This is a genomic window from Marinobacter sp. E2 (assembly GCF_055755345.1).
Map to the genome: position 1 here is coordinate 500,599 of NZ_CM146911.1, position 21,868 is coordinate 522,466.

General features: G+C 61.6%; 21 protein-coding genes. 6 read left to right on the plus strand and 15 right to left on the minus strand.

Features of this window, described 5'->3' with window-relative positions:
- Positions 1-2: 2 nt before the first annotated feature.
- The 3 genes from AC0J1C_RS02195 to AC0J1C_RS02205 form a co-directional block, all read right to left on the minus strand.
- Positions 3-1,916 carry a cation:proton antiporter gene (locus AC0J1C_RS02195; protein WP_473045440.1) on the minus strand — a complete coding sequence of 638 codons (1,914 nt, stop codon included), beginning with the start codon at positions 1,914-1,916 and terminating at the stop codon, positions 3-5.
- A 36-nt stretch (positions 1,917-1,952) separates the two neighbouring features.
- Entirely contained in the window at positions 1,953-2,744 is a 792-nt protein-coding gene (tcdA, locus tag AC0J1C_RS02200) for a tRNA cyclic N6-threonylcarbamoyladenosine(37) synthase TcdA (RefSeq protein ID WP_375194004.1), read from the minus strand.
- A 270-nt stretch (positions 2,745-3,014) separates the two neighbouring features.
- Positions 3,015-4,790, minus strand: coding sequence for an acyl-CoA dehydrogenase C-terminal domain-containing protein (locus tag AC0J1C_RS02205; RefSeq protein ID WP_473045441.1), 1,776 nt, complete (start codon positions 4,788-4,790; stop codon positions 3,015-3,017).
- Positions 4,791-4,970: 180 nt separating this feature from the next.
- Between AC0J1C_RS02205 and AC0J1C_RS02210 the strand changes: the two genes are divergently transcribed.
- Positions 4,971-5,714, plus strand: coding sequence for an SDR family oxidoreductase (locus AC0J1C_RS02210; RefSeq protein ID WP_473045442.1), 744 nt, complete (start codon positions 4,971-4,973; stop codon positions 5,712-5,714).
- A 6-nt stretch (positions 5,715-5,720) separates the two neighbouring features.
- On the opposite strand, the gene AC0J1C_RS02215 is transcribed toward AC0J1C_RS02210, so the two are convergent.
- The 3 genes from AC0J1C_RS02215 to AC0J1C_RS02225 all read right to left on the minus strand — a co-directional run bounded on the left by AC0J1C_RS02215 (position 5,721) and on the right by AC0J1C_RS02225 (position 8,085).
- Positions 5,721-6,665 carry a sodium-dependent bicarbonate transport family permease gene (locus AC0J1C_RS02215; protein WP_473045443.1) on the minus strand — a complete coding sequence of 315 codons (945 nt, stop codon included), beginning with the start codon at positions 6,663-6,665 and terminating at the stop codon, positions 5,721-5,723.
- 176 nt (positions 6,666-6,841) lie between these two features.
- Positions 6,842-7,489: a ChrR family anti-sigma-E factor gene (locus AC0J1C_RS02220; RefSeq protein WP_473045444.1), complete on the minus strand. Its 648-nt coding sequence runs from the start codon at positions 7,487-7,489 to the stop codon at positions 6,842-6,844.
- Positions 7,486-8,085 (minus strand): sigma-70 family RNA polymerase sigma factor, encoded by a 600-nt coding sequence (locus AC0J1C_RS02225; protein WP_473045445.1) that lies wholly within the window; start codon positions 8,083-8,085, stop codon positions 7,486-7,488. Before AC0J1C_RS02225 ends, AC0J1C_RS02220 begins: the two co-directional genes overlap by 4 nt.
- Positions 8,086-8,338: 253 nt before the next feature.
- Here AC0J1C_RS02225 and AC0J1C_RS02230 point away from each other — a divergent pair, with 253 nt between their 5' ends.
- Complete coding sequence (locus tag AC0J1C_RS02230) at positions 8,339-9,376, plus strand: AraC family transcriptional regulator (RefSeq protein WP_473045446.1); 1,038 nt, start codon at positions 8,339-8,341, stop codon at positions 9,374-9,376.
- Positions 9,377-9,382: 6 nt separating this feature from the next.
- On the opposite strand, the gene speA is transcribed toward AC0J1C_RS02230, so the two are convergent.
- On the minus strand, positions 9,383-11,293 hold the full coding sequence (speA, locus tag AC0J1C_RS02235) for a biosynthetic arginine decarboxylase (RefSeq protein ID WP_473045447.1): 1,911 nt from the start codon (positions 11,291-11,293) through the stop codon (positions 9,383-9,385).
- 208 nt (positions 11,294-11,501) lie between these two features.
- On the opposite strand from speA, the gene speE reads away from it, so the two are divergent.
- Entirely contained in the window at positions 11,502-12,383 is an 882-nt protein-coding gene (gene speE / locus AC0J1C_RS02240) for a polyamine aminopropyltransferase (RefSeq protein ID WP_473045448.1), read from the plus strand.
- A gap of 102 nt (positions 12,384-12,485) precedes the next feature.
- On the opposite strand, the gene AC0J1C_RS02245 is transcribed toward speE, so the two are convergent.
- Together AC0J1C_RS02245 and glnK are read right to left on the minus strand one after the other, a co-directional pair.
- Complete coding sequence (locus AC0J1C_RS02245) at positions 12,486-13,757, minus strand: ammonium transporter (RefSeq protein WP_091990403.1); 1,272 nt, start codon at positions 13,755-13,757, stop codon at positions 12,486-12,488.
- 70 nt (positions 13,758-13,827) lie between these two features.
- Positions 13,828-14,166, minus strand: coding sequence for a P-II family nitrogen regulator (glnK, locus tag AC0J1C_RS02250; RefSeq protein ID WP_004578958.1), 339 nt, complete (start codon positions 14,164-14,166; stop codon positions 13,828-13,830).
- Positions 14,167-14,561: 395 nt separating this feature from the next.
- On the opposite strand from glnK, the gene AC0J1C_RS02255 reads away from it, so the two are divergent.
- The 3 genes from AC0J1C_RS02255 to trmB all read left to right on the plus strand — a co-directional run bounded on the left by AC0J1C_RS02255 (position 14,562) and on the right by trmB (position 17,210).
- Positions 14,562-14,816 (plus strand): accessory factor UbiK family protein, encoded by a 255-nt coding sequence (locus tag AC0J1C_RS02255; RefSeq protein ID WP_473045449.1) that lies wholly within the window; start codon positions 14,562-14,564, stop codon positions 14,814-14,816.
- A 60-nt stretch (positions 14,817-14,876) separates the two neighbouring features.
- Entirely contained in the window at positions 14,877-16,403 is a 1,527-nt protein-coding gene (locus AC0J1C_RS02260; protein ID WP_473045450.1) for a YifB family Mg chelatase-like AAA ATPase, read from the plus strand.
- A 72-nt stretch (positions 16,404-16,475) separates the two neighbouring features.
- A complete protein-coding gene (gene trmB / locus AC0J1C_RS02265) occupies positions 16,476-17,210 on the plus strand; it encodes a tRNA (guanosine(46)-N7)-methyltransferase TrmB (protein ID WP_091990413.1) in 735 nt (244 codons plus the stop codon).
- Between the two features lie 52 nt (positions 17,211-17,262).
- On the opposite strand, the gene AC0J1C_RS02270 is transcribed toward trmB, so the two are convergent.
- From AC0J1C_RS02270 to metX, 6 genes are read right to left on the minus strand one after another with little or no spacing between them, the layout of a single operon-like run.
- Positions 17,263-17,796 carry a hypothetical protein gene (locus AC0J1C_RS02270; protein ID WP_473045451.1) on the minus strand — a complete coding sequence of 178 codons (534 nt, stop codon included), beginning with the start codon at positions 17,794-17,796 and terminating at the stop codon, positions 17,263-17,265.
- Positions 17,796-18,935 carry a radical SAM family heme chaperone HemW gene (hemW, locus tag AC0J1C_RS02275; RefSeq protein ID WP_473046490.1) on the minus strand — a complete coding sequence of 380 codons (1,140 nt, stop codon included), beginning with the start codon at positions 18,933-18,935 and terminating at the stop codon, positions 17,796-17,798. Before hemW ends, AC0J1C_RS02270 begins: the two co-directional genes overlap by 1 nt.
- Position 18,936: 1 nt before the next feature.
- Positions 18,937-19,548 carry an RdgB/HAM1 family non-canonical purine NTP pyrophosphatase gene (rdgB, locus tag AC0J1C_RS02280; RefSeq protein ID WP_473045452.1) on the minus strand — a complete coding sequence of 204 codons (612 nt, stop codon included), beginning with the start codon at positions 19,546-19,548 and terminating at the stop codon, positions 18,937-18,939.
- 6 nt (positions 19,549-19,554) lie between these two features.
- On the minus strand, positions 19,555-20,010 hold the full coding sequence (locus tag AC0J1C_RS02285; protein ID WP_473045453.1) for a DUF4426 domain-containing protein: 456 nt from the start codon (positions 20,008-20,010) through the stop codon (positions 19,555-19,557).
- Complete coding sequence (gene metW, locus AC0J1C_RS02290) at positions 20,007-20,612, minus strand: methionine biosynthesis protein MetW (protein ID WP_473045454.1); 606 nt, start codon at positions 20,610-20,612, stop codon at positions 20,007-20,009. The genes AC0J1C_RS02285 and metW overlap by 4 nt, the downstream gene beginning before the upstream one ends.
- Complete coding sequence (gene metX, locus AC0J1C_RS02295; RefSeq protein WP_473045455.1) at positions 20,609-21,757, minus strand: homoserine O-succinyltransferase MetX; 1,149 nt, start codon at positions 21,755-21,757, stop codon at positions 20,609-20,611. Before metX ends, metW begins: the two co-directional genes overlap by 4 nt.
- Between the last annotated feature and the right edge of the window lie 111 nt (positions 21,758-21,868).

Consider the following 21,868-nt stretch of genomic DNA (forward strand, 5'->3'; position numbering starts at 1 on the left):
TCTTAACCCGCTGATGGCTCCTTGCTGGCTGATGGCTCTGTACCGGCTGAAGGCTCTTTACCCGCTGAAGGCTCTTTACCCGCTGAAGGCTCCTCCCCGCCGTCCTTGTCCTTGCGTTCTTTTCTGGCCTGGGGCGGCACCAGGCTGATCAGCACCCAGTCGTCCTCGGGTTTCAGCTCGTCCATGCTCCGTACCGGGGCCACCCGCTCCTTGCTGTCGAAGGTGAACAGGACCAGAGCCTGGTTCTGGTATTTTTTCCGGAAGTCCTCGTACCCGAACTCTTCGCTGAGCTGGGTGGTTTTCACGGTGTAGCCCTGGCTCACCAGGCTGGCGAGCTTGGCGTAACTCACGCCGTCGAACAGTCCCCGGGTCATCTGAATTTTCTCGGCGGTCTGGTGCCTGGCCTTCTGGTCCTGGTCACCCTCGGCCAGACTGAACACGCACTTGTTACCGAACCAGTCCAGAAAGTGGTAGGTGGCCAGGGAGTTCATGTGCTTGTAGGGCGAGATCACCAGCAGGTTGCCGATGCCGGTCAGATCCAGGTGTGTGGACGCATGCTCGGACACCGGGTTTCCGAAATACACCTGCAGGTTATCCATGCGCGCCTGGCGCACGTTCTCCCAGTTGGTGTCTGCCAGGGTGACCGGCACCTCGTATTTCTTGAGGGCCTTGCCGATCATCCGCGCCACCGGGTTGGCGCCGAGGATCAGGAAGCCGTACTCCGCGGGCTCGGCGACTTTCAGCAGTCGCGCCACCGGCCGGGCTGTGAGACTCTGGATGGTGACGGTGGCGATGATCAGCATGAACACCAGAGGCACCAGGGCGGCGGCGCTCTCGTAGCCGAGCTTCTGCAGCTGGAACGCAAACAGTGCCGACACCGCCGCGGCCACGATGCCCCGGGGGGCTATCCAGCTGAGGAACAGTTTTTCCCGCCAGTTCAGGCTGGTGCCAATGGCGGACAGGAAGATACTCAGGGGGCGAGCCACCAGCATCAGTAACGCCAGCACGGCCACCAGGCCCCAGCCCAGCTCGGCAATGGCCGAGAATTCCACCCGGGCTGCCAGAATAATGAACAGGGCGGAGATCAGCAGCACGCTCAGGGATTCCTTGAATTCCAGAATGCTGTCGATCGGCACCTGCTTCATGTTCGCCATCCAGATCCCCATGACCGTTACGGTCAGCAGGCCCGACTCGTGGGCCAGCTCATTGGATATGGCGTAAACCCCGAGCATGAAGGTCAGGGTGCCGGCGTTATGCAGGTACTGGGGGATCCAGTGCTTGCGAAGCACAATGCCGTTCAGGTAACCGGCAATGGCTCCGATGGCGAAACCCACGATCAGGGTCTTGCCGAAGATGTACAGGGAGTGGCCGAATACGTTGCCCTGACCCCAGGATACGATGCCCTCGAACACCAGAACGGCCAGCAGCGCCCCCACCGGATCAATGATGATGCCTTCCCAGCGCAGTATGTTGGCCAGCTTGGCGTCCGGGCGTACCGAACGCAGCAGCGGCGCAATCACCGTCGGTCCGGTGACAATCGAAATGGCGCCAAACAGCAGGGCCACCGCCCAGGAGACCTCGAGAATCCAGCGGGCAGCCAGGGTGCCGATGATGCAGGTAACAATGGACCCCACCGGAATCAGATTGCGGACCATCTTGCCGTGGCCGCGGATCTCCTCGTAGCGCAGGGTCAGGCTGCCCTCGAACAGGATAATGGCAACCGCCAGGGAAATGACCGGGAATAGCAGATCTCCGAACACCACCTCTGGTGCCAGGAAGCCCAGAACCGGGCCTGCCGCGATGCCCCCCGCCAACAGGAACAGGATGGCCGGCATCCGGACCCGCCAGGCAAGCCACTGGCAGAACAGGGATAGGACGCCAATGCTGGCAAGAAGCAGGACAGTACTGACAGGCATAATGAATTCAGGTCCCTTGATCGGTGAATGATGGAGCTACGAGCTGGCGCGTCGGGCAATCCGGTTCAGAATCCGGGACGCCGCGAAAAAACCGAAACTGGCGGTCACCGGGCTGGCGGCGCCAAAGCCGGAGGCGCAGTCGAGGCGAACCGGGCCGTCAGTGGCCGGTTTCTGCAGGCAGACTTCGCCGTCTCCGGCAGGATACGTCAGCTGCTCGAGGGAGTATACGGCCTCAATGCCAAAGCGGCGCTTGGGGTTGCGGGAAAAACCGTATTCCCGTCTGAGCAGGTTACGGACCTTGGCCAGCAATGGGTCCTGGGTGGTCTTGCTGAGATCCGCCACCTGGATCTGGGTCGGGTCCATCTGCCCGCCGGCACCACCGGCGCACACCAGAGGGATCTTGCGGCGCTGGCAGTGGGCAATGAGGGCCGCCTTGGCCTTGACGCTGTCGATGGCATCTACCACGCCGGTCATATCTTCGGTAATCAGATCGGTCACATTTTTGGTGGTCAGGAAACCGAAATGCACGCGGATATCGGCCTCGGGGTTGATCGCCCTGAGCCGGTCTGCCATGGCATCGGTCTTGGTGCGCCCGTACTGGCCCTCAAGGGCATGGAGCTGACGGTTGGTGTTGGACACGCAGACGTCGTCCATATCGATCAGGGTCAGGGTGCCAATGCCGCTGCGTGCCAGGGATTCGGCCGCCCAGGAGCCAACGCCACCCAGGCCGACAATGGCTATATGGGCATCCCGGAATGCAGCCAGGGCCCTGCGGCCGTATAGTCGTTCAATACCGCCAAAGCGGAACGCGTAGTCGTTGGCTTTCATGGTGTCCCCGTGAGCGAGGCGAAATATCCGCCAGAACCAAAGGGCGCCATTGTAACCCAGCGCTTGCACCGACAAAAAATGCCCATAAAAAAAGCCACGCGGGGCGTGGCTTTAAAATTGCCCAATCCGACGGAGAACTGGGCAGGACTAGTTCAGAGACACTAATCAACGTGTCCATTATCGATTGCAGTACTGCCTTGCTGAAGGTCAGAAGCTGCCAGATGCCGGTCATTTCCGGCCAGGGCAGTCATGCCCTGACCGATGACCGCTTTACGCCGCCCAGTGATCGTCCTCGAACGCCATCAGGCTGTCCTTGCCACTCTGGATGTCCTCCAGCAGCCAGTGCACCTCGGGCAGCAGCTTCTGGAAGTAGAAGCGGGCCGAGACCACCTTGCTCTCCAGCAGCGGCTTGTTGCCCTCGCCGGCGGCCAGTTGCTGGTTGGCCACGTTGGCCATCCGGGACCACAGGTAGCCGATAACCGTCAGGGCCATCAGGCGCAGATAGGGTGTGGCCGCAGCGCCGGCCTGTTCCGGATCTTTGGGCGCGTTGGAGGCGAGCCACATGGTGGCGCTTTCCAGGGCCTTGATGGCGCCTTTGAGCTCCTCACCGTGCGGCGCGTCGGGGTTGTCCTTGAGATAGCCGCCAAGCACGCCGAACAGGCCGCGTACCAGCTGTCCGCCTTTCAGGCCCAGCTTGCGGCCCACCAGATCCATCGCCTGGATGCCATTGGTACCCTCGTAGATCCGGGCAATCCGGCCGTCCCGAACCAGTTGCTCCAGTGGCCAGTCGGTGGTGAAGCCGGAACCGCCCAGAACCTGCAAACCGGTGTTGGCGTTGTTGAAGCCTTCGTCAGTGAGGAACGCCTTCACCACCGGCGTCAGCAGCTGGACCAGATCGTCGGCGGATTCGCGCACCGCTTCGTCCGGGTGGGCAGCTGACAGATCCAGCTGGTGGCCGGTAAACAGGGCCAGGGCACGCATGCCCTCATTCAGCACCTTCTGGCGCATCAGCATCCGGCGCACATCCGGGTGCACAATGATCGGGTCGGCGGGGCCGTCCGGGTTCTTGGGGCCACTCAGGGAGCGGCTCTGCAGGCGCTCACGGGCGAAGCCCAGACTTTCCTGATAGGCCATTTCGGCCAGGCCCAGGCCCTGCATGCCCACCATCAGGCGGGCCTCGTTCATCATGGTGAACATGGCGCGCATGCCGTCATTGGGCTCGCCCACCAGCCAGCCTTTGGCGCCCTCAAAGTTCATCACGCAGGTGGCCGAGCCCTTGATGCCCATCTTGTGCTCAAGGCCGCCACAGAAAGCGGGGTTGCGCTCTCCGGAGTCCGGCAGGAACTTGGGTACCACGAACAGGGAGATACCCTTGGTGGTGTCTGGCGCGCCCGGCAGCTTGGCCAGCACCAGGTGCACGATGTTATCCACCAGGTCGTGTTCACCGCCGGTGATCCAGATCTTGGTGCCCTCGATGGCGTAGCTGCCATCGTCGTTGGGTGTGGCCCGGGTGCGGATCATGCCCAGGTCGGTGCCGCACTGGGGCTCGGTCAGGCACATGGTGCCAGTCCATTCGCCCGAGATCAGCTTTTCCAGATAGGTCTGCTTGAGTTCGTCCGAACCGTGCGCATAGAGGGCGCTGATGGCACCGTGGGTCAGGCCGGGGTACATGCCCAGTGACAGATTGGTGGAGCAGACCATCTCGTCCACTACAAACTTCAGGGTATGGGGCAAGCCCTGGCCGCCGAACTCCAGGGGCGCGTCTAGCGCGGTCCAGCCGCCCTCGACGAATTTCCGATAGGCTTCCTTGAAGCCCTCGGGTGTTTTCACCGACCGGGATTCCGGATCGTAATGGCAGCCCTCGCGATCACCCGCCTGGTTGGTGGGCTGAATGACCTCGGCCGCCAGCTTGCCCGCCTCGTCGATTACTGCTGAAATCAGATCCGGTGTCGCATCGGCGTATTTTTCCAGCTCGTGCAGCCGGTCTACACCCAATACATCGAACAACAGAAAGCGAAGATCGTTCGCCGGTGCCTGATATTGCATGGATAGTCTCCTTGGTGCGCTTTTACCAGGGGTCACGCCGTTCTGGCGCAACCTGTAAAGAACTCTGAGCAAGAATGTGAACACTGGTTTAATACGGTCGTTTTAATTTTGCGGTTCACTGCGCGTGGCGGTCCGTGCGGTGGAATATTCGTATCTATGGGGTAAGCCAGGAGGAACGTCATGAAACGAGTTGTGATCGCCGGAGTTAACGGCGCTATCGGTGGGGCGCTTGCCAAGCAAATGTTGCAGCGGGACCCGGATTCCCGGGTGATTGGCCTGTGTCGGAACCCGAACGTTGCGCCAGAGTCCTTGCGGACGGATGAACGCTGTACCCTGTTGCCCTGGGACGCCGAGGACTCAGGGTCACCCCGGGCGGTTGCCGAGGCCCTGGAGCCAGTCCTGGATCGAGACGGCGGCATTGACACCTTCATTTACGCGGCCGGTCTGCTGCACGGCCAGGGCATGTTTCCGGAAAAGCGGCTGGAAGATCTGGAACCGGCCAATCTTGCCCGGGCGTTTGCCGTCAACGCTACCGGGTTTGGTCTGCTTTCCCAGGCGCTGCTGCCCTGGCTGCGACATCGGGAGTTCAAGCGGGTAGCGGCAATCTCGGCCAAGGTCGGGTCGATCACCGACAACGGGTTTGGCGGCTGGTATGCCTATCGCAGCTCGAAGGCGGCGCTGAATATGCTGGTGCGCAATCTGTCTATCGAACTGCCGCGTAGGTGCAAACCCATTGCTTGCGTGGCCCTGCATCCGGGCACGACGGAATCAGCGCTCAGTGAGCCGTTCAGCCAGTCGCTGGCCAAACTGAAGGTGCACACGCCGGCGCAAACGGCGGATAACCTGATCCGGGTGCTGGAGGGGCTGGGGGACGAAAGCAACGGCCGGTTCTTCAGTTGGGATGGCTCGGAACTGCCGTGGTAGGGGGCACTAGACCGGTACCGCCCAGCTGAGCAAATTGTAGTAGAGGCCGATTCCGACCAGCACGTTGAACGGGAAGGTCACGCCCAGCGAGGCCAGCATGGCCAGACCAATGTCGGCGTCAGGCACGGCGTGGCGGACGGCTACCGGAGCGGCGATGTAGGACGCACTGGCGGTCAGGGTGGCGAGAATCACGGTGGAGCCGGTGCCAAGCCCCAGCAGGGTGCCCACTGTAAGGCCCGCGACCGAAAGCACCGGCGGCATGGCCAGCCCGAACAACACCACCCGCCAGTGTCGCAACTTCAGGTTGCGCAGGGTTTCGGCCGCCACCAGCCCCATTTCCAGCAGGAACAGCGACAGGATTACGGAAAAGGCACTGGTAAGCGGCGCAGTCACACCGGTGCCTTGGCCCGGGCCATACAGGGCGCCAATCACCACCCCGCCGACCAGCAGGATAACGCTGCGATTGGTCAGGGTTTCCTGCCAAAGCGGCGCTCCCTCGGTGTTGCCGGTGCGTTGGCCAAAACGCCGGTAGAACCAGAGCCCGACCATGATGGCGGGCAGCTCCAGCAGTACGAGATAGAGAGTAACCTGGCCGCCGGCATCGAGACCGCGGGTTTCGACCCAGGCCAGCGCCACGGCAAAGGTCCCGGCGCTGACAGACCCGTAGTGGGCGGCGAAACTGGCAGTGTCGGCGATCGACAGGCCGACGCCGTAACGCAGGATCGGGATCATCAGCAGGGGCAGGGTAAAGCCCAGACCGGCAACCGCCACCATTTCCAGCAGCAAATCCGGCGAGAGATTGCCATAGAGTGCCATGCCGCCTTTCAGGCCGATGGTCAGCATCAGCAGCAGGCTGAGGATGTCGTAGGCTTCGCGGGGAATCGACAGGTCGGATTTGACGGTTCCCGCCACGAGGCCCAGCAGGAAGAACATCACGATAATGTCGGGCATGGGTCGGTCGGCGCGCTTTTTTGATGGTCAGGAATAAGCCAGTGTTGTCTTCAAGTGTAGGGTTGCAGGCACAGAGGTCAATTCAACCATCAAGGCATTGCCGGGGCCGGGTGTTTCGGTTAGCCAAAAAAACGGGGGCCATTGGCCCCCGTTTCCCGACTACCTGAGTACTGAATTTACCGGATGAACGGGTTGAGCATCCTGGTGAAGGTGCCGGTCAGCTTGACCGGCGCGCTCAGCACCGACAGCGTGATGCAATCCTCGCACCCGACCGCTACCGGTTTGTGCTCATCCTCGTCGTTCAGCACAACAAAATCCCACTGGTTGAACACACCTTTCTGATCGGCAAATGCGCCCTGCAGCACAATCGTTGTCTCTTCACCCCGGTGGGTGTGTGCCGGCGCCTTGCCTCCGGCCGCCAGTTTCTGCAGCACCACCTGTTCTTTCTGGCCGGGGAAGCGATCCGTGATATCAAGAACGCTCACATCCCCCAGTTGGCGCTTCCAGGGCAGGCTGTTCAGATCGTCACCCAGCAGTTTCTGAAGTGCACCTATCCGGGGCGCACGGTGTTCCGGTGCGGTATCGTTGTCTGAATCCCCGCCAACCTCAATCTGGGCCATGATGCTGTCGAACATGTTCTCCGAGACACTCACCTTAGGCTGCTGTTCCATCATGACAGCGCCCAGACTGTCCAGGGTGTCCACACGGCTACGACAGTGCGGACACTTGTCCAGGTGGAGCCGGATGCACAGGGCATGGGGCTCGCTCAGGTTGCCTGCGCTGTATTCCATCAAGCTCAGGCTGTCGGGATGGTGCCGTGTCATACGTTCTGGTCCTGCAAGATCACTTTCAGTTTGTTCAATGCCAGGCGAACCCGGCTCTTCACGGTTCCCAGGGGAATATCGAGTTCGTCTGCCACCATCTGATGGGACTTATTCTCCATGTAAACCTTCGCGATGACCGTGATCTGCTCCTCCGGGAGATGACTCAGGGAATCGCGAATCCTTCTTTCCGACATGAGACGGTGCAGCGACGTCACCGGCTCGTTTTCATTTTCGCCCGGAATCTGCCATAGATCCTCGGTCTCAACAGGCATCTCGGCGCTGGTGCGCTGCATTTTCCGCAACATATCGATGCGCTGGTTACGGGCAATGGTGAAAATCCAGGTGGACGCGGCCGCTTTCCGCCAATCGTACAGACAGGAGCGACGCCAGATGGAAACAAACACTTCCTGGACCAGCTCCTCTGCGTGGCTGGCCAGGCCGTTCGCCATGGCGTAATACTTGATTTGTGGGCCAAAATGCTCGAACAGCGCGCGATACGCTTCGCGATCCTGGCTTTTACCCACTTTCTGCAGCATCTGGCTCCAGGGGTCTTTCCGGCCCTCGGAACTGGCTGGCTTCTGATCCAGTGTGGTCACCGGACGCTCCTTGACAGTCGCATGATTTGAGCTTGTTCTGGTCATCATTCTATGCACTCGTCCCGGGTTTGTCAGTGTTATGGTTTACGGTTTGCCCGGATGGGCGGATCAGTCTCTCGGGAAAAAATTCTGAGCTGGCAGCAGAGCCGCCCGCAATGCGGCCCCAGGGTAATTGCCGGAAGCCTCACGGCGGTCTAGTCTGGACGTAATAACAAGACCGGAAGACCAACCAGACCGGAAGAACGCCTGACCCATGAATGCTCCCGGCTTTACCGGACACCTGCCCGTTATCCGGGCGCATTATGCGGATATTCTCTGCCAGCTGGCCGAGGATCGCGGGCTGCCGCGTCCGGGGCTGCTGGCGGCGGCTGGCATTCGTCCTTCCATGCTGGGCCACCCGGACAACTTCATTACCGTGGATCAGTTCAGCCAGCTCTGTCTTGAGGTGCTTCAACGCAGCGACGATCCCGCGCTGGGGCTGGAATACGGCAAACGCCTGAAATTCACCACCCACGGCTCTCTGGCCCAGGCCGCCATCAGCTGCGACACCCTGGAGCAGGCGCTGTCAGTGCTGATCAAGTATTTCCAGATCCGGTTTGTCTACATGCGCCTGTCGTTCTTCGTAGAAGACGCCGAGGCGGTGATTCAGCTGGACCTCAATCACTCGGTGGAGGCGCTGTATCGCTTCAATGTGGACGTGGTGATGGCGTCGCTGATGGATGTCAACCTGCTGCTGTTTGGCCGCCGCCTGTTTGAGGGTGGCCACTGCCGGCTCGATCTGCCCGAACCCGAGGATGTCGCACCCTACCGTCAGCTGTTCGGCGATCAGATCCGGTTCGGTGGTGGCGCCAATCAGCTGCGTTTCCGGCGGGATTTCCTCACGTCGCCTATGTCACTGTCCAATCCGGTGACTCGCCGTATTGCCGAAGCCCAGTGCCAGGAGGAAATGCGTTTCATCGAGGGGGGTACATCCGTGGCCGAACGGGTGACTCGATTGCTCGAGGCCGGGCGCAGCCCGCAGTTGCCTACCCTGGAAGAGGTCGCCAGTCGCCTGCAGGTGTCGGCACGAACCCTGCGCCGGCAATTGGCCGGCGAGGGGGTGCGCTTCCAGCAACTCCAGGATGCCCTGCGTCACCGGCGGGCGATGGAACTGCTGCGCCGCCCGGAGTTGTCCATCGACGAGATCGCCGATCTGCTCGGCTACAGTGACCCCTCCAATTTCGGGCGGGCGTTCCGCAAGTGGGAGAGGCTTGCGCCCAGCGCCTGGCGCCGGGCACATGGCAAGGCCTGAGGCTGCCTACTCTTCCAGGTAGGTGTAACCATCCAGCCCCGCGGCCAGCTCTCCGAGCAGGGCTGACTGGGTGTCGGCCGGCAGCCCGGAATCCGAAAACTTGCGACGGTAGGCCTCCAGAAGGGTCTGGGGTTCAAAATTCACGTACCGGAGTACCTTGGCCACGGTGTCGCCGGTAATCGGCTCGCTGATCTCGTAGCCGCCCTCTGTGGTCAGGCGGACATCAACCGAATGGGTGTCGCCAAACAGGTTGTGCATGTCGCCCAGGATTTCCTGATAGGCGCCGGTCATGAAAAATCCCATGAGCAGCGGTTCGCCGGCTTTCTCCTCGGGTAGGGGCAGCGTGGTTTCCGTGCCCTGGCCATCCACGTATCGGTCAATCCGGCCATCGGAGTCGCAGGTTATGTCCTGAATCACCGCTCTGCGGGTGAGTGGCCGGTCCAGGCCATTGATGGGCATGACCGGGAAGATCTGGTCAATGCCCCAGACATCGGGCAGTGACTGAAACAGCGAAAAGTTTACGAACAGCTTCTCGGCCAGCTTTTCATTGAGCTCGTCGATGATTTCCCGATGGGCGCGATTGCTGCCGTTCAGCTGCTCACGCAGCAGCCGACAACACCCCGTATACAGGATCTCGGCGTCGGCCCGCTCCCGCAGGTTCAGAACCCCGTGGGCAAATTGCCCGTGCACATCGGCCATGGCGTGCAACACGTCGTGGTATATCTCTGCGAGGGAACGCGGCGTGTTTGCGTCCTGCAAGCTTTCCAGGTCGCGCCACAGATCGTGCAGGGGTGCTGGTGCGTCTTCATCAGGCCGGAGAGCGTGGCGGTTTTCCGGGGCTTCCCGGTCGATGACGTTGGTCACCAGTACCGAATGGTGAGCGGTCAGGGCCCGGCCGGATTCGCTGATCAGGTCCGGGTGCGGGATGCCCTGCCGGTCGCATTCGGCCTGCAGCACGTGAATCACGTTGTAGGCGTATTCATAGACGCTGTAGTTCATGGAACAACTGCTGCGGGAGCGGGTGCCCTCGTAATCGACACCCAGGCCGCCACCAATGTCGACCGTGCCTATGGGCGCGCCCATCTGGCGAAGCTCGCTGTAGAAGCGCGCGCACTCGCGCAGGCCGGTCTGGATGTCGCGGATATTGGCAATCTGGGAACCCAGGTGGAAGTGCAGCAGTTGCAGCGTGTCCAGGGCTCCGGCCTCCCTGAGGGTATCGACCACGTCCAGCACCTGGCTGGCCGACAGGCCGAACTTGGATTTCTCGCCACCGGTGTTCTGCCAGTTGCCCTTGCCAATGGTGGCAAGACGTGCGCGTACGCCAATCAGTGGTGAAACGCCCAGGGCACGGGATTCCTCCAGGATCAGCGGCAGCTCGGATTTCTTCTCCACCACAATGAACACCCGGTGGCCCAGGGCCTGGCCGATCAGGGCCAGGCGAACGTACTCCCGGTCTTTGTAGCCGTTGCAGACAATCACCGAGCCCTTCTGCTGCGACATCGCCAGCACCGCCATCAGCTCGGGCTTGCTGCCGGCCTCAAGCCCGATCTGGCCATTGGATGCCGCCGGCTCAGTCGCCAGCAGTTCCTCCACCACCCGGCGCTGCTGGTTGACCTTGATGGGGTAAACCGCGGTATACCGGCCCTGGTAGGCCTGCTCACTGGCAACCCGGTTAAAGGCGTTGCAGAGCTTGTTGACCCGGTCGTGCAGGATATCGACAAAGCGCACCAGTACCGGTAACTGTACGCCGGAGCCGGTGAGTGTACGGGTCAGCTCTGGAAGGTTGATGCCCGCCGGAGTCTGGCCCCGGTCGGGGCGGATCAGGACTTCCCCACGGGCGTTGACGTCGATGTAGCCGTCGCTCCAGTGGGCAATGTTGTAGACCTGGTGGGCCGGGGTAGCGCTGGCTTTGCTCATGCTTGCTATCCTGTCTGGAAACACTGGCCGGCGGGGCGTTGGAGCCGGCGGCCTCTGGCGGTCATTGTATGGATTCCGGCCCCGGGCTAAAAGAACCAGGGCCGGAAAATATCCAGCCGCTCTGACGATTTGCGCTTTAGCTCAGCGCGGGCCGGCCCTACAATACGCCCTTTTGACTCAGCCCACGGCCGACAGCGGGAGGCAAAACATGGCAGCACTGAACGATGGCTGGTTTACCGAGGTATTCCAGGACCAGGGCACGGCGTTTTCCCTGCAGGTGAAACGGAAACTGCACGAGGAGCAGACCCCGTTCCAGAAACTGGAGATCTACGAAACCGAGACGTTTGGCAACCTGATGGTGCTCGACGGCTGTGTGATGCTCACCACCCGGGACAATTTCCTCTATCACGAGATGATGACCCATCCGGCACTGTTCACCCATCGGAACCCGAAGAAGGTGGTGATTGTTGGCGGTGGCGATTGCGGCACCCTGAAAGAGGTGCTCAAACATCCCGGTGTGGAGGAAGCCTGGCAGGTGGAAATCGACGAAAGGGTCACCCGCATGTCGGAGAAGTACTTTCCCGAGTTGTGCGAGGCCAACGGCGATCCCCGGGCCAACTTTTTCTTCGGTGACGGCATCCAGTGGATGCGGGACATCGAGCCGAACAGTGTCGACCTGATCATCATCGACAGCACCGATCCGGTGGGCCCGGCCGAAGGCCTGTTCGCCCTGGATTTCTACCGGGACGCGATGCTGGCGCTGCGTGAGGGCGGCATCATTGTTCAGCAGAGCGAATCGCCGCTGCTGCATACGGACACCATTATCAAGGATATCCACAAGGACATGCGCAGGGCCGGGTTCGAACACGTACAGACCCTGCCGTTCCCGCAGCCGGTCTATCCCACCGGCTGGTGGAGCTGCACCATGGCCAGCAAGGAAAATCCGCTGCGCTATTTTCGCGAGGAGGATGCCAACAACCGGCCTTTCGTGACCCGTTATTACAACGCCGGTGTGCACCGGGGTGCGCTGGCCATGCCGCAGTTCATGGTGGATGCCCTCGAAGACGAGGTTCGCCCGGAAGAGGGCTGATCAAACGCCCAGAGAATGATCAGCCGGAACTGGCCAGCCAGTTCCGTGAAGACAAAAAAGGGGCGCCGGATGGCGCCCCTTTTTTCGTTGTGGAGTCAGCGCTTACTGCTTGCCGCTGACAAACTCCGGATAGGCTTCCATACCACACTCGGACAGATCCACGCCTTCGTACTCGTCCTCTTCGCTTACCCGCAGGCCCATGACAGCCTTCAGGATGCCCCAGACTACGAGGCTGGCAACGAATACCCAGACGAAGATGGTGATGGCGCCAACAATCTGGCCGGTGAAGGTGACGTCGCCGTTGGTGAGCGGCACCAGCAGCAGGCCCAGCAGACCACAGACACCGTGTACCGAGATGGCACCGACCGGGTCGTCGATCCGCAGCTTGTCCATGGTCACGATGCTCAGGACCACAAGTACGCCGCCGATGGCACCGAACAGAGTGGCGGTCAGCGCACTCGGGGTGGACGGCTCGGCGGTGATGGTCACCAGGCCAGCCAGGGCGCCGTTAAGCAGCATGGTCAGGTCGGCCTTGCCGAACATCAGGCGGGCGGTGATCAGGGCGGCGACGGCACCACCGGCAGCGGCGGTGTTGGTGTTCAGGAACACCATGGCGACGGAGTTGGCGCTGGCGATGTCGCCCAGTTTCAGGACGGAACCGCCGTTGAAGCCGAACCAGCCCATCCACAGGATGAAGGTACCCAGGGTGGCCAGCGGCAGGTTGGCGCCCGGGAAGGCACGGATTTCGCCGTTGGGGCCATACTTGCCCTTACGGGCGCCGAGCAGGAGTACACCGGCAAGAGCAGCCGCAGCACCGGCCATGTGCACGATACCGGAGCCGGCAAAGTCACTGAAGCCAAGGTCGCCAAGGGTGTACATGCCGAACACAGAGGCACCGCCCCAGGTCCAGGCACCTTCCAGCGGGTAGATGAAGCCTGTCATGAAGACAGCGAACACCAGGAAGGCCCACAGTTTCATACGCTCGGCCACGGCACCGGACACGATGGACATGGCGGTGGCAACGAACACGACCTGGAAGAAGAAGTCAGAAGCGCCGGAGTAGATGGAACCACCCTCAAAGCCGTCTTCACGGCCGGCGAAGTCGCCCAGCACCGCAGCGGTATCTACGTCGGCAATGCCGGACAGGAAGATATTACCGCCGTACATGATGGCGTAGCCGCACACCAGGTACATGATGCAGGAAATGGCAAACAGGGCCACGTTCTTGGTCAGGATTTCCGTGGTGTTCTTGGCACGCACCAGGCCGGATTCGAGCATGGCAAAGCCAGCTGCCATCCACATGACTAATGCGCCGCACACCAGAAAATAAAAGGTATCTATAGCGTACTGCAGGTGAAAGATATTGCTTTCCATTTGAAGCCCTCCGCACGAGGCTTTTCAGGTTTAGAATTTTTTGCGTTGGCTGTTCTGCGTCAGAACTGGTTCACACCGCTTCTTCGCCGGTTTCGCCCGTCCGGATCCGGATGGCCTGTTCCAGTTCGGTTACAAAGATCTTGCCGTCACCGATCTTGCCGGTGTTGGCCGCCTTGGTAATGGATTCGATGACCTGGTCGAGCAGGTTGTCGCCGATGGCAACCTCCACCTTGACCTTGGGCAGGAAGTCCACCACGTATTCCGCGCCACGATAGAGTTCTGTGTGGCCTTTCTGCCGACCGAAGCCTTTGACTTCAGTGACGGTTACGCCTTGCACGCCAATCTCGGATAGTGCCTCACGGACATCATCCAATTTGAAAGGCTTGATGATCGCTGTCACAAGTTTCATTGCTTTCTCCTTGGTAAAGCCGTCCCAACATTGAGGGCCCGTCGGCCGTTTGTTGAGTTCGGGATGCTGCCACCTCGCACACCAATTGTGCGGATTGCGTACGAGAGCTTTAGCATCGGGTATGCCAACGCAAAAAAATTCATTAAAAACAACAATATGGTTCGCGGCTGTCCCAGAATGGCGCAAAGTTGTGCACCAAAATGAAGCGCGACTCCCGGGCGTGAGCCAAATTAGAGCAGGCTTCGCCCGGTCGGTGCGCAGTATACCGCCGACCGGCTACAGTATGGCAGTAGCTGCGGTGTGATACACTCCCACCGTTCGGTCAATCGTCGTCCCATCCGGTGAAATCCGGGCCAGCGTGGAACGGCACACAGGGGAATTAAGCGAGGTTACAAGTGAAAGGTCCACAAGATATTTTTGCCCAGCTGCAGGGCCAGTTCGGCCAGTTTGTTCCCGACATGGCCCGCGCCGCCCGGGAGGATTTTGAAACCCAGGCCCGTGCCGCTGTCATGGCCGTGCTCTCACGCCTGGAGCTGGTAACCCGCGAAGAATTTGACGCCCAGCAGGCGGTACTGATGAAAACCCGCGAGAAGGTCGAAGCCCTAGAAAAGCGGGTGGCGGAACTGGAGAAGTCCCGGGCCGAAAACTGAGTTACAGGGCCCGGCAGGACGCCGGGCCAGTTATTGAATTACCGACCAGGGAAGGTTGTCATGTTAGCGATTGTCCATTCGCGCGCCATCATCGGCGTGTCCGCGCCTGCGGTTACCGTAGAAGTCCACCTCTCCGGAGGCCTGCCCGCGCTGTCTATCGTCGGGCTTCCGGAAACCGGCGTCCGGGAAAGCAAGGAGCGGGTGCGAAGCGCCCTGCTCAACGCCGGTTTCGAGTTCCCGGCCCGACGCATCACCATTAACCTGGCCCCCGCTGATCTGCCCAAGGAGGGCGGCCGTTTCGACCTGCCCATTGCCCTGGGCATTCTGGCGGCCTCCGGTCAGATACCGGCCGAGAGTCTGACCGGCTGTGAGTTTATCGGTGAACTGTCCCTGGACGGTGCCCTGCGACCGGTCAAGGGCGTGCTGCCTGCGGTGTTGGCAGCACGAGACGATGAGCGGGCGCTGCTGGTGCCGAAAGCCAACGCCGGTGAGGCGTCCCTCGCCAGCCGGGATGATGTACTGGCCGCCGGACATCTGCTGGCGGTGTGTGAACACCTCGGTGGTCGGGCCCGACTGGTGCCTGTGGCCAGTTGTTCGCTGGCCCGGGAAGCGCCGTCGGACGGGCCGGACCTTTCAGAGGTCCGGGGGCAGCGGGTACCTCGGCGGGCACTGGAAGTGGCGGCTGCCGGGGGCCACAATCTGCTGTTTTTCGGGCCGCCAGGGACCGGCAAGAGCATGCTTGCCAGTCGACTGCCGGGTATTCTGCCAGCGCTGGACGACGCTGCGGCCATGGAAGTGGCAAGCGTTCATTCTGTCGCCGGGTTGCCAGTGCGTGAGGGGCGTTGGCGTGAGCCGCCATTCCGCTCGCCCCATCACACCGCCTCTGCCGTTGCCCTGGTGGGTGGTGGCAGCAGCCCTCGACCCGGGGAAATCTCGCTGGCCCACCGGGGCGTATTGTTTCTTGACGAGCTGCCGGAGTTCGAGCGTCGGGTGCTGGAGGTGCTCCGGGAGCCGATGGAGACCGGAGAGATTGCCATCAGTCGCGCAGCGCGGCAGGTCCGGTTCCCCGCCCGATTCCAGGTGGTGGGCGCCATGAATCCCTGCCCCTGTGGCTACAGCGGTCATCCCAGCATCGAGTGCCAGTGTACCCCTCAGCAGGTCATGCGCTATCGCTCGAAAATTTCCGGCCCGCTGCTGGATCGCTTCGACCTCCATGTTGAGGTGCCGGTGCAGGGTGGCAGTGTGCTGATGTCTCAGGGATGCGACGGCGAGAGCAGTGCCTCCGTGCGCGAGCGCGTTTCGGCGGCTCGGCAGCGTCAGACGCAGCGGGGCTGCCTGAACGCAAACCTGGCCGGTCGTGATCTCCAGGCAGCCTGTCGGCTTGATACCAGAGGGGAGCAGCTGTTGTCCGGAGCCATGGAGCGGTTGGGTCTCTCGGCCAGGGCCCTGCACCGAATTCTCAGGGTTGCCAGAACGCTTGCCGACCTGGAGGGCTGTGACGAGCTGGCGCACAGCCATCTGGTCGAGGCCCTTGGCTATCGTAATCTGGACCGGCAACAGGGCGGGCAGTCCGTGGTCTCCGCCTGAAGCGCACCACTCTGGTAAACTGGTGGTAAATTTTGATGAACAACTCCCGCTGCCTGCGGTTAAGGATTGCAGATGACTGACCAGAACAACCCGCAAGATCCGAAAGACACGGCCGCGGAATCGCCGGTTACCACGCGTCGCGGTGTGCGAAGCTTTGTGCTGCGCCAGGGCCGGATGACCGAAGGTCAGAAAAAAGCCTTTGAGCGTAGCTGGCCCAAATATGGTCTGACCCGTGAGCACGGCATGATCGACCCTCGCGAGGTATTTGGCCGCGATAACATGCTCAACCTCGAAATCGGGTTTGGCATGGGGAAATCACTGGCGGACATGGCCGAGGCCTCCCCGGAGCAGGACTTTATCGGCGTTGAAGTACACCAGCCCGGCGTCGGCGCACTGCTCAAGGAGATCGAGGACCGGGGCCTGGAGAACGTCCGGATCTACAGCATCGACGCCAACGACGTTATTGATCTGTGCCTGCCCGACGCCTGCCTGGACAGGGTGATGGTGTTCTTCCCGGACCCCTGGCACAAGAAGCGTCACCACAAGCGCCGGCTGATCCAGCACGAGTTCGTCCAGCGCGTCCGTCACAAGCTTCGGGTCGGGGGCATACTCCACCTGGCAACGGACTGGGAAAACTATGCCGAACATATGATGGAGGTGATGAACGAGTCGGAGGGATTCGCGAACACCCAGGAATCCGGCGGCTACTCACCTCGTCCGGACGACCGTCCCATGACCAAGTTCGAGAAGCGCGGTGAAAACCTGGGCCACGGGGTCTGGGATCTGCTGTTCTATCGCACCAACTGATCCTTGGCTTGGCAGCATGCCCTGGCGGGGGCACACCTCATTGGTGTGCCAGTCAGTGGTGGGCGAGGGGGTGGCGTCGGGACGCCCGGATGATCACCAGCCCGGCTATACCCAGGGTCAGGGCGGTAAACTTGATCAGCGCGCAAAGCGTCGCCGACAGGGTCATGGCGTCTGTGGGCAGGTTCAGGTTGTTCAGCAACAGGATGTTTTCGGTCGCATCACTCAGGCCCGCGGTGGTGAACAGGGCGCGTACCCATCGGGCACTCATGCGCTCACGAACGCCTGGGCGGTCCCGGGTAAAGTGGCGGGTGAGGTAGATCAGCGCCAGCATGTAAGCGGGAATAAAGAGGAAATCCACCCACAGGGAGATCCTCGCCCAGCCGATCCCGTCGGTTTGCCAACTGGTGATAATGGCCTCGGCGTGATCGGCACTGCCGGCCAGCTGAAAGCTGACGATGCCCTGCGGTGCTGAGGCCGTCTGCAGGGGCTGGTTGATCAGCAGCAGCGCCAGCAGCAGGACAGCGGAAACGCACAGGCTTGCCTTCAGGCCTGTGGGCAGGGCTGGCGCTGCGTGTGCGGGGTCCATTACAGAAAACGCTCCAACAGGCTGTTCAGATATCGCTGGCCAAGGTCTGTGGCTTGCAGCCGATCTTTTTCCAGCAATCCTTCCTTTCTCAATTGATCAAGTTTTACCCCAACTGTTGCCAGGGGTAAACCCGTGCGCTGTAAAAAAAGCGTCTCATCCACACCTTCACTCAGCCGCAGGGCATTCATCAGAAACTCCAGCGGTCGTTCCTCGGGCTCAATCTCGGCAGTGCCGGCGGTGCGGCTACCAATGCGATTGAGATAAGCCTCGGGTTGCCGGGTTTTCCAGTAGCGCTGGATGCGGCCGTCGGCAAAACTGACCTTGCCGTGGGCGCCGGCACCCAGCGCCAGGTAGTCGCCGAAGGTCCAGTAATTAAGGTTGTGACGTGAGGCGCCATTGTTACGGCACCAGGCTGAGACTTCGTAGTCGCGATAGCCGTGCGACCGGAGGAACCGGGCGCCCTGCTGGTAGATATCCCACAGGCGATCGTCGTCGGGCAGACTTGGGGGGCGGCTGTAGAACTCGGTGTTCGGCTCGAGCGTCAGCTGGTACCAGGACAGATGAGGCGGCTCGTAGGCCAGGGCGGTTTGCAGGTCGCGGACCGCCTGCTCCGGTGTCTGGCCGGGCAAACCGTGCATCAGGTCAATGTTGAAGTTATCAAACCCGGCCTTCCGGGCTGCCTGAATCGCCCGATGGGCGGACTCGCTGTCGTGGATTCGCCCCAGTACCGTCAGGTGGTCGGGGTCGAAGCTCTGTACGCCTATGGACAGCCGGTTGATGCCGGCCTTGCGGAAGGTCTCGAAGCGGCCTGCTTCCAGGGTGCCGGGGTTGGCTTCCAGAGTGATTTCGGCGTCCAAGGCCAGGGCCAGCTTCTCGCGCAGGCGGCTAAACAGCGCCTGGTAAAACCCGCCACTCATCAGCGACGGCGTGCCTCCGCCAATAAACACGGTCGAGATCTCCCGACCGTTCACTAGCGCCAGGTCCTGCTCCAGGTCTTCCAGTAGCGCGTCGAGGTAGGCGGATTCCGGGAGCTCCCCCTGCAGAGCGTGGGAATTGAAGTCGCAGTAGGGGCACTTGCGCACGCACCAGGGGATGTGGATGTACAGACTCAAAGGTGGCCGTAAGGCCTGCACCGGCATGTCAGCCACCGACCGGGGATCCGCCACGGAGCTGTTCAAGCAGGAGCGCAAGGGCACGACCACGATGACTGATACGGCCCTTTTCCGCCCGCGACAGTTCGGCGGCGCTGCAGTTATGTTCCGGTGCCAGGAACACCGGATCGTAGCCAAACCCGCCGTCGCCCCGGGGCGCCCGTAAAATGGTCCCGGGCCAGCGGCCGTGGCAAATGATTGGGGTCGGGTCGTCGGCGTGGCGCAGGTACACCAGGACACAGTGGAACTGCGCGCCCCGGCGTTCGTCCTCCACCTCGGCCAGGGCTTCCAGCAGGGCCTGCACGTTGTCCTCGTCGGAGGCCTCATCTCCGGCGAAACGGGCCGAGCGGACGCCCGGCCGCCCGCCGAGGGCATCCACCGCCAGGCCGCTGTCGTCGGCCAGGGCCGGCAGACCGGTAGCGCGTGCCGCATGCCGCGCTTTCAGGATGGCGTTCTCGACGAAGGTAACTGCAGGCTCATCGGCTTCGCCGACGCCCAGTTCGCCCTGGGCCACCGGGGTCATGCCCAGGGGCGCCAGTAGCTCTGTAAGCTCCGCAATCTTGCCCTTGTTGTTGCTGGCAATGACCAGTTTTTCCGTCATATCGCCTCAGTCGCTGAACAGTGTGTGGGCAAAACGCACGGCCAGGTCTTCCTGATAGCCGGTCGGGCGCGCGGTGATGTTGAACGTCATCAGTTCACCCGAGCTGTACTGGTACTCGGCAATGAAGTAAACAGATTCACCCTCCTGGATGCGGCGGAATGCCAGGAAATTTACCTGCTGGACATCGTTGGAAACCCGGCCTTCAACCTGGCCGGTCACCGGTGTCATGCCGCCGTTGCCGTTCTCCTTCATGATAGAGATATTGACGATGCCGATGCCCTTACTGCGCTGCAGATTGTTGGCCCTGGCCACTTCGGGAGCCAGAAACGTGCTTGGCAGCACGCTCCACAGCACGGTGTAGTCGCCGAAATCCTTGGAGCCTGCCCGGGCGTGAAGGCTCAGCGACGCCAGAATCAGGGCCGCCAGAAGCGTGCATACGGTTGTAAAGCGTTTTGCAGTCATTGCTTGCTCTCCCGTGTTATGCGGTATATGGCAATCTCGCCGAGAAGGTTCGGCCAGAGCCGCGCCAGCCAACTGTTCTGGTGCTGTCCGTCCACCACCCGACGGCTCTTGATCCGGATACCTTTCTGTCGGCACAGCGCCTCGAAGTCCTTGAAGGTACACAGCCGGATGTTGGGCGTGTTGTACCATTTATACGGAAGTGCCTCGGATTCGGGCATGCGACCGCTCAGGGTCAACCCCCAGCGTAGACGCCAGTGGGCGAAGTTGGGGAAAGTGACAATGCCTTCGCGGCCCACCCGCAGCATTTCGTCCAGGACCTTGTCTGGCCGCCGTACGGCCTGAAGGGCCTGGGTCATCAGGACAATATCGAAGCTGCCATCGTCAAAGTTGCCGAGCCCCTGGGTGTCCAGGTTCTGCTCGATCACAGCAACGCCCCGGCCCATGCAGGTGGTGATGTGGTCCGGGTTGATTTCGAGGCCAAAGCCACTGGCGCCCCTTTCCCGCTGCAGGAAGTCGAGCAGGGTGCCATCGCCGCATCCGAGGTCGAGCACGTGCTGGCCGGGCTGCACCCACTGCTGGATGATCTCAAGGTCCGGTCTCATGCGCCCACCTCCCTGGCCACCCGATCCATATAGGCGGTGAAAATGTCGGTGTACCGCGGGGTTGGAATCAGGAAGGCATCGTGGCCCCAGGGGGCATCGACTTCGGCGTAGCTGACTTTCCGGCGGGCTGCAATCATGGCGTTGACCATTTCCTCCGAGCGGGCGGGGGTGAAGCGCCAGTCGGTGCTGAAGGACAGCACCAGGTATTCGCACCGGGCTGACGCCAGCGCCTTTGAGAGGTCGCCGCCAAAATCGTAGGCGGGGTCGAAGTAGTCCAGTGCCCGGGTCATCAACAGGTAAGTATTGGCGTCGAACGACTCGGAGAACCGCTCGCCCTGGTACCTCAGATAGCTCTCGACCTGGAATTCCGCGTCGTAGCCGAACTTGTAGGCCTGGTCCCGGAGCTCCCGGCCGAATTTCTCGCCCATGGAAGCGTCGGACAGGTAGGTGATGTGCCCCACCATCCGTGCCAGCATCAGGCCCCGGCGGGGGACAGTGTCATGGTCGTAGTAGCGCCCGTCGTGGAATTCCCGGTCGGTGGTGATGGCCTGGCGGGCCACTTCGTTGAAGGCAATGTTCTGGGCAGTCAGCCTGGGGGTGGAGGCAATGACCACGGCGTGCCGGAGCCGGTCGGGGTAATCGAGGCTCCATTGCAGCGCCTGCATGCCGCCGAGGGAACCGCCGACTATGGCGGCCCAGCACTCAATGCCCAACCGGTCGGCCAGCAGAGCCTGGCTCTTCACCCAGTCGCCCACGGTGATAACCGGGAACTCCGGGCCGTAGGGTTTACCCGTGGCGGGATTGGTGCTGTTGGGGCCCGTGCTGCCGTGGCAGCCGCCCAGGTTGTTCAGGCTGACCACAAAAAAACGGTTGGTATCGATGGGCTTGCCAGGGCCGATGCAGCTGTCCCACCAGCCCGGTTTGCGGTCGTCGGGTGTGTGGTAGCCGGCGGCATGGTGGTGCCCGCTCAGGGCGTGGCATATGAGCACGGCGTTGCTGGCGTCGGCGTTCAGTGTGCCATAGGTTTCCACCACAAGGTCATAGCTTTCCAGGGTCTGACCGCAGGCCAGATCGATGGGAGCGTCGAAATGATAGGTCTGCGGGGTGACAATCCCAACAGAGTCCGCAGGCAGGGAATCGGGCATCGGCGCGCGTGGTTCCTGGTTCGATCCGTAAGTGTCTGGAAAAGCAATGACAAAGCCATCGCCAGCCCAGCAGTTTAAAGCCGGGGCGGGATGGCTGCAACCGCCTGCAAG

Coding starts and splice junctions, on each gene's coding strand:
- AC0J1C_RS02195 (WP_473045440.1), bottom strand. CDS start 1,916: ATGCCTGTCAGTACTGTCCTGCTTCTTGCCAGCATTGGCGTCCTATCC.
- tcdA (WP_375194004.1), bottom strand. CDS start 2,744: ATGAAAGCCAACGACTACGCGTTCCGCTTTGGCGGTATTGAACGACTA.
- AC0J1C_RS02205 (WP_473045441.1), bottom strand. CDS start 4,790: ATGCAATATCAGGCACCGGCGAACGATCTTCGCTTTCTGTTGTTCGAT.
- AC0J1C_RS02210 (WP_473045442.1), top strand. CDS start 4,971: ATGAAACGAGTTGTGATCGCCGGAGTTAACGGCGCTATCGGTGGGGCG.
- AC0J1C_RS02215 (WP_473045443.1), bottom strand. CDS start 6,665: ATGCCCGACATTATCGTGATGTTCTTCCTGCTGGGCCTCGTGGCGGGA.
- AC0J1C_RS02220 (WP_473045444.1), bottom strand. CDS start 7,489: ATGACACGGCACCATCCCGACAGCCTGAGCTTGATGGAATACAGCGCA.
- AC0J1C_RS02230 (WP_473045446.1), top strand. CDS start 8,339: ATGAATGCTCCCGGCTTTACCGGACACCTGCCCGTTATCCGGGCGCAT.
- speA (WP_473045447.1), bottom strand. CDS start 11,293: ATGAGCAAAGCCAGCGCTACCCCGGCCCACCAGGTCTACAACATTGCC.
- speE (WP_473045448.1), top strand. CDS start 11,502: ATGGCAGCACTGAACGATGGCTGGTTTACCGAGGTATTCCAGGACCAG.
- AC0J1C_RS02245 (WP_091990403.1), bottom strand. CDS start 13,757: ATGGAAAGCAATATCTTTCACCTGCAGTACGCTATAGATACCTTTTAT.
- glnK (WP_004578958.1), bottom strand. CDS start 14,166: ATGAAACTTGTGACAGCGATCATCAAGCCTTTCAAATTGGATGATGTC.
- AC0J1C_RS02260 (WP_473045450.1), top strand. CDS start 14,877: ATGTTAGCGATTGTCCATTCGCGCGCCATCATCGGCGTGTCCGCGCCT.
- trmB (WP_091990413.1), top strand. CDS start 16,476: ATGACTGACCAGAACAACCCGCAAGATCCGAAAGACACGGCCGCGGAA.
- AC0J1C_RS02270 (WP_473045451.1), bottom strand. CDS start 17,796: ATGGACCCCGCACACGCAGCGCCAGCCCTGCCCACAGGCCTGAAGGCA.
- hemW (WP_473046490.1), bottom strand. CDS start 18,935: ATGCCGGTGCAGGCCTTACGGCCACCTTTGAGTCTGTACATCCACATC.
- rdgB (WP_473045452.1), bottom strand. CDS start 19,548: ATGACGGAAAAACTGGTCATTGCCAGCAACAACAAGGGCAAGATTGCG.
- AC0J1C_RS02285 (WP_473045453.1), bottom strand. CDS start 20,010: ATGACTGCAAAACGCTTTACAACCGTATGCACGCTTCTGGCGGCCCTG.
- metW (WP_473045454.1), bottom strand. CDS start 20,612: ATGAGACCGGACCTTGAGATCATCCAGCAGTGGGTGCAGCCCGGCCAG.
- metX (WP_473045455.1), bottom strand. CDS start 21,757: ATGCCCGATTCCCTGCCTGCGGACTCTGTTGGGATTGTCACCCCGCAG.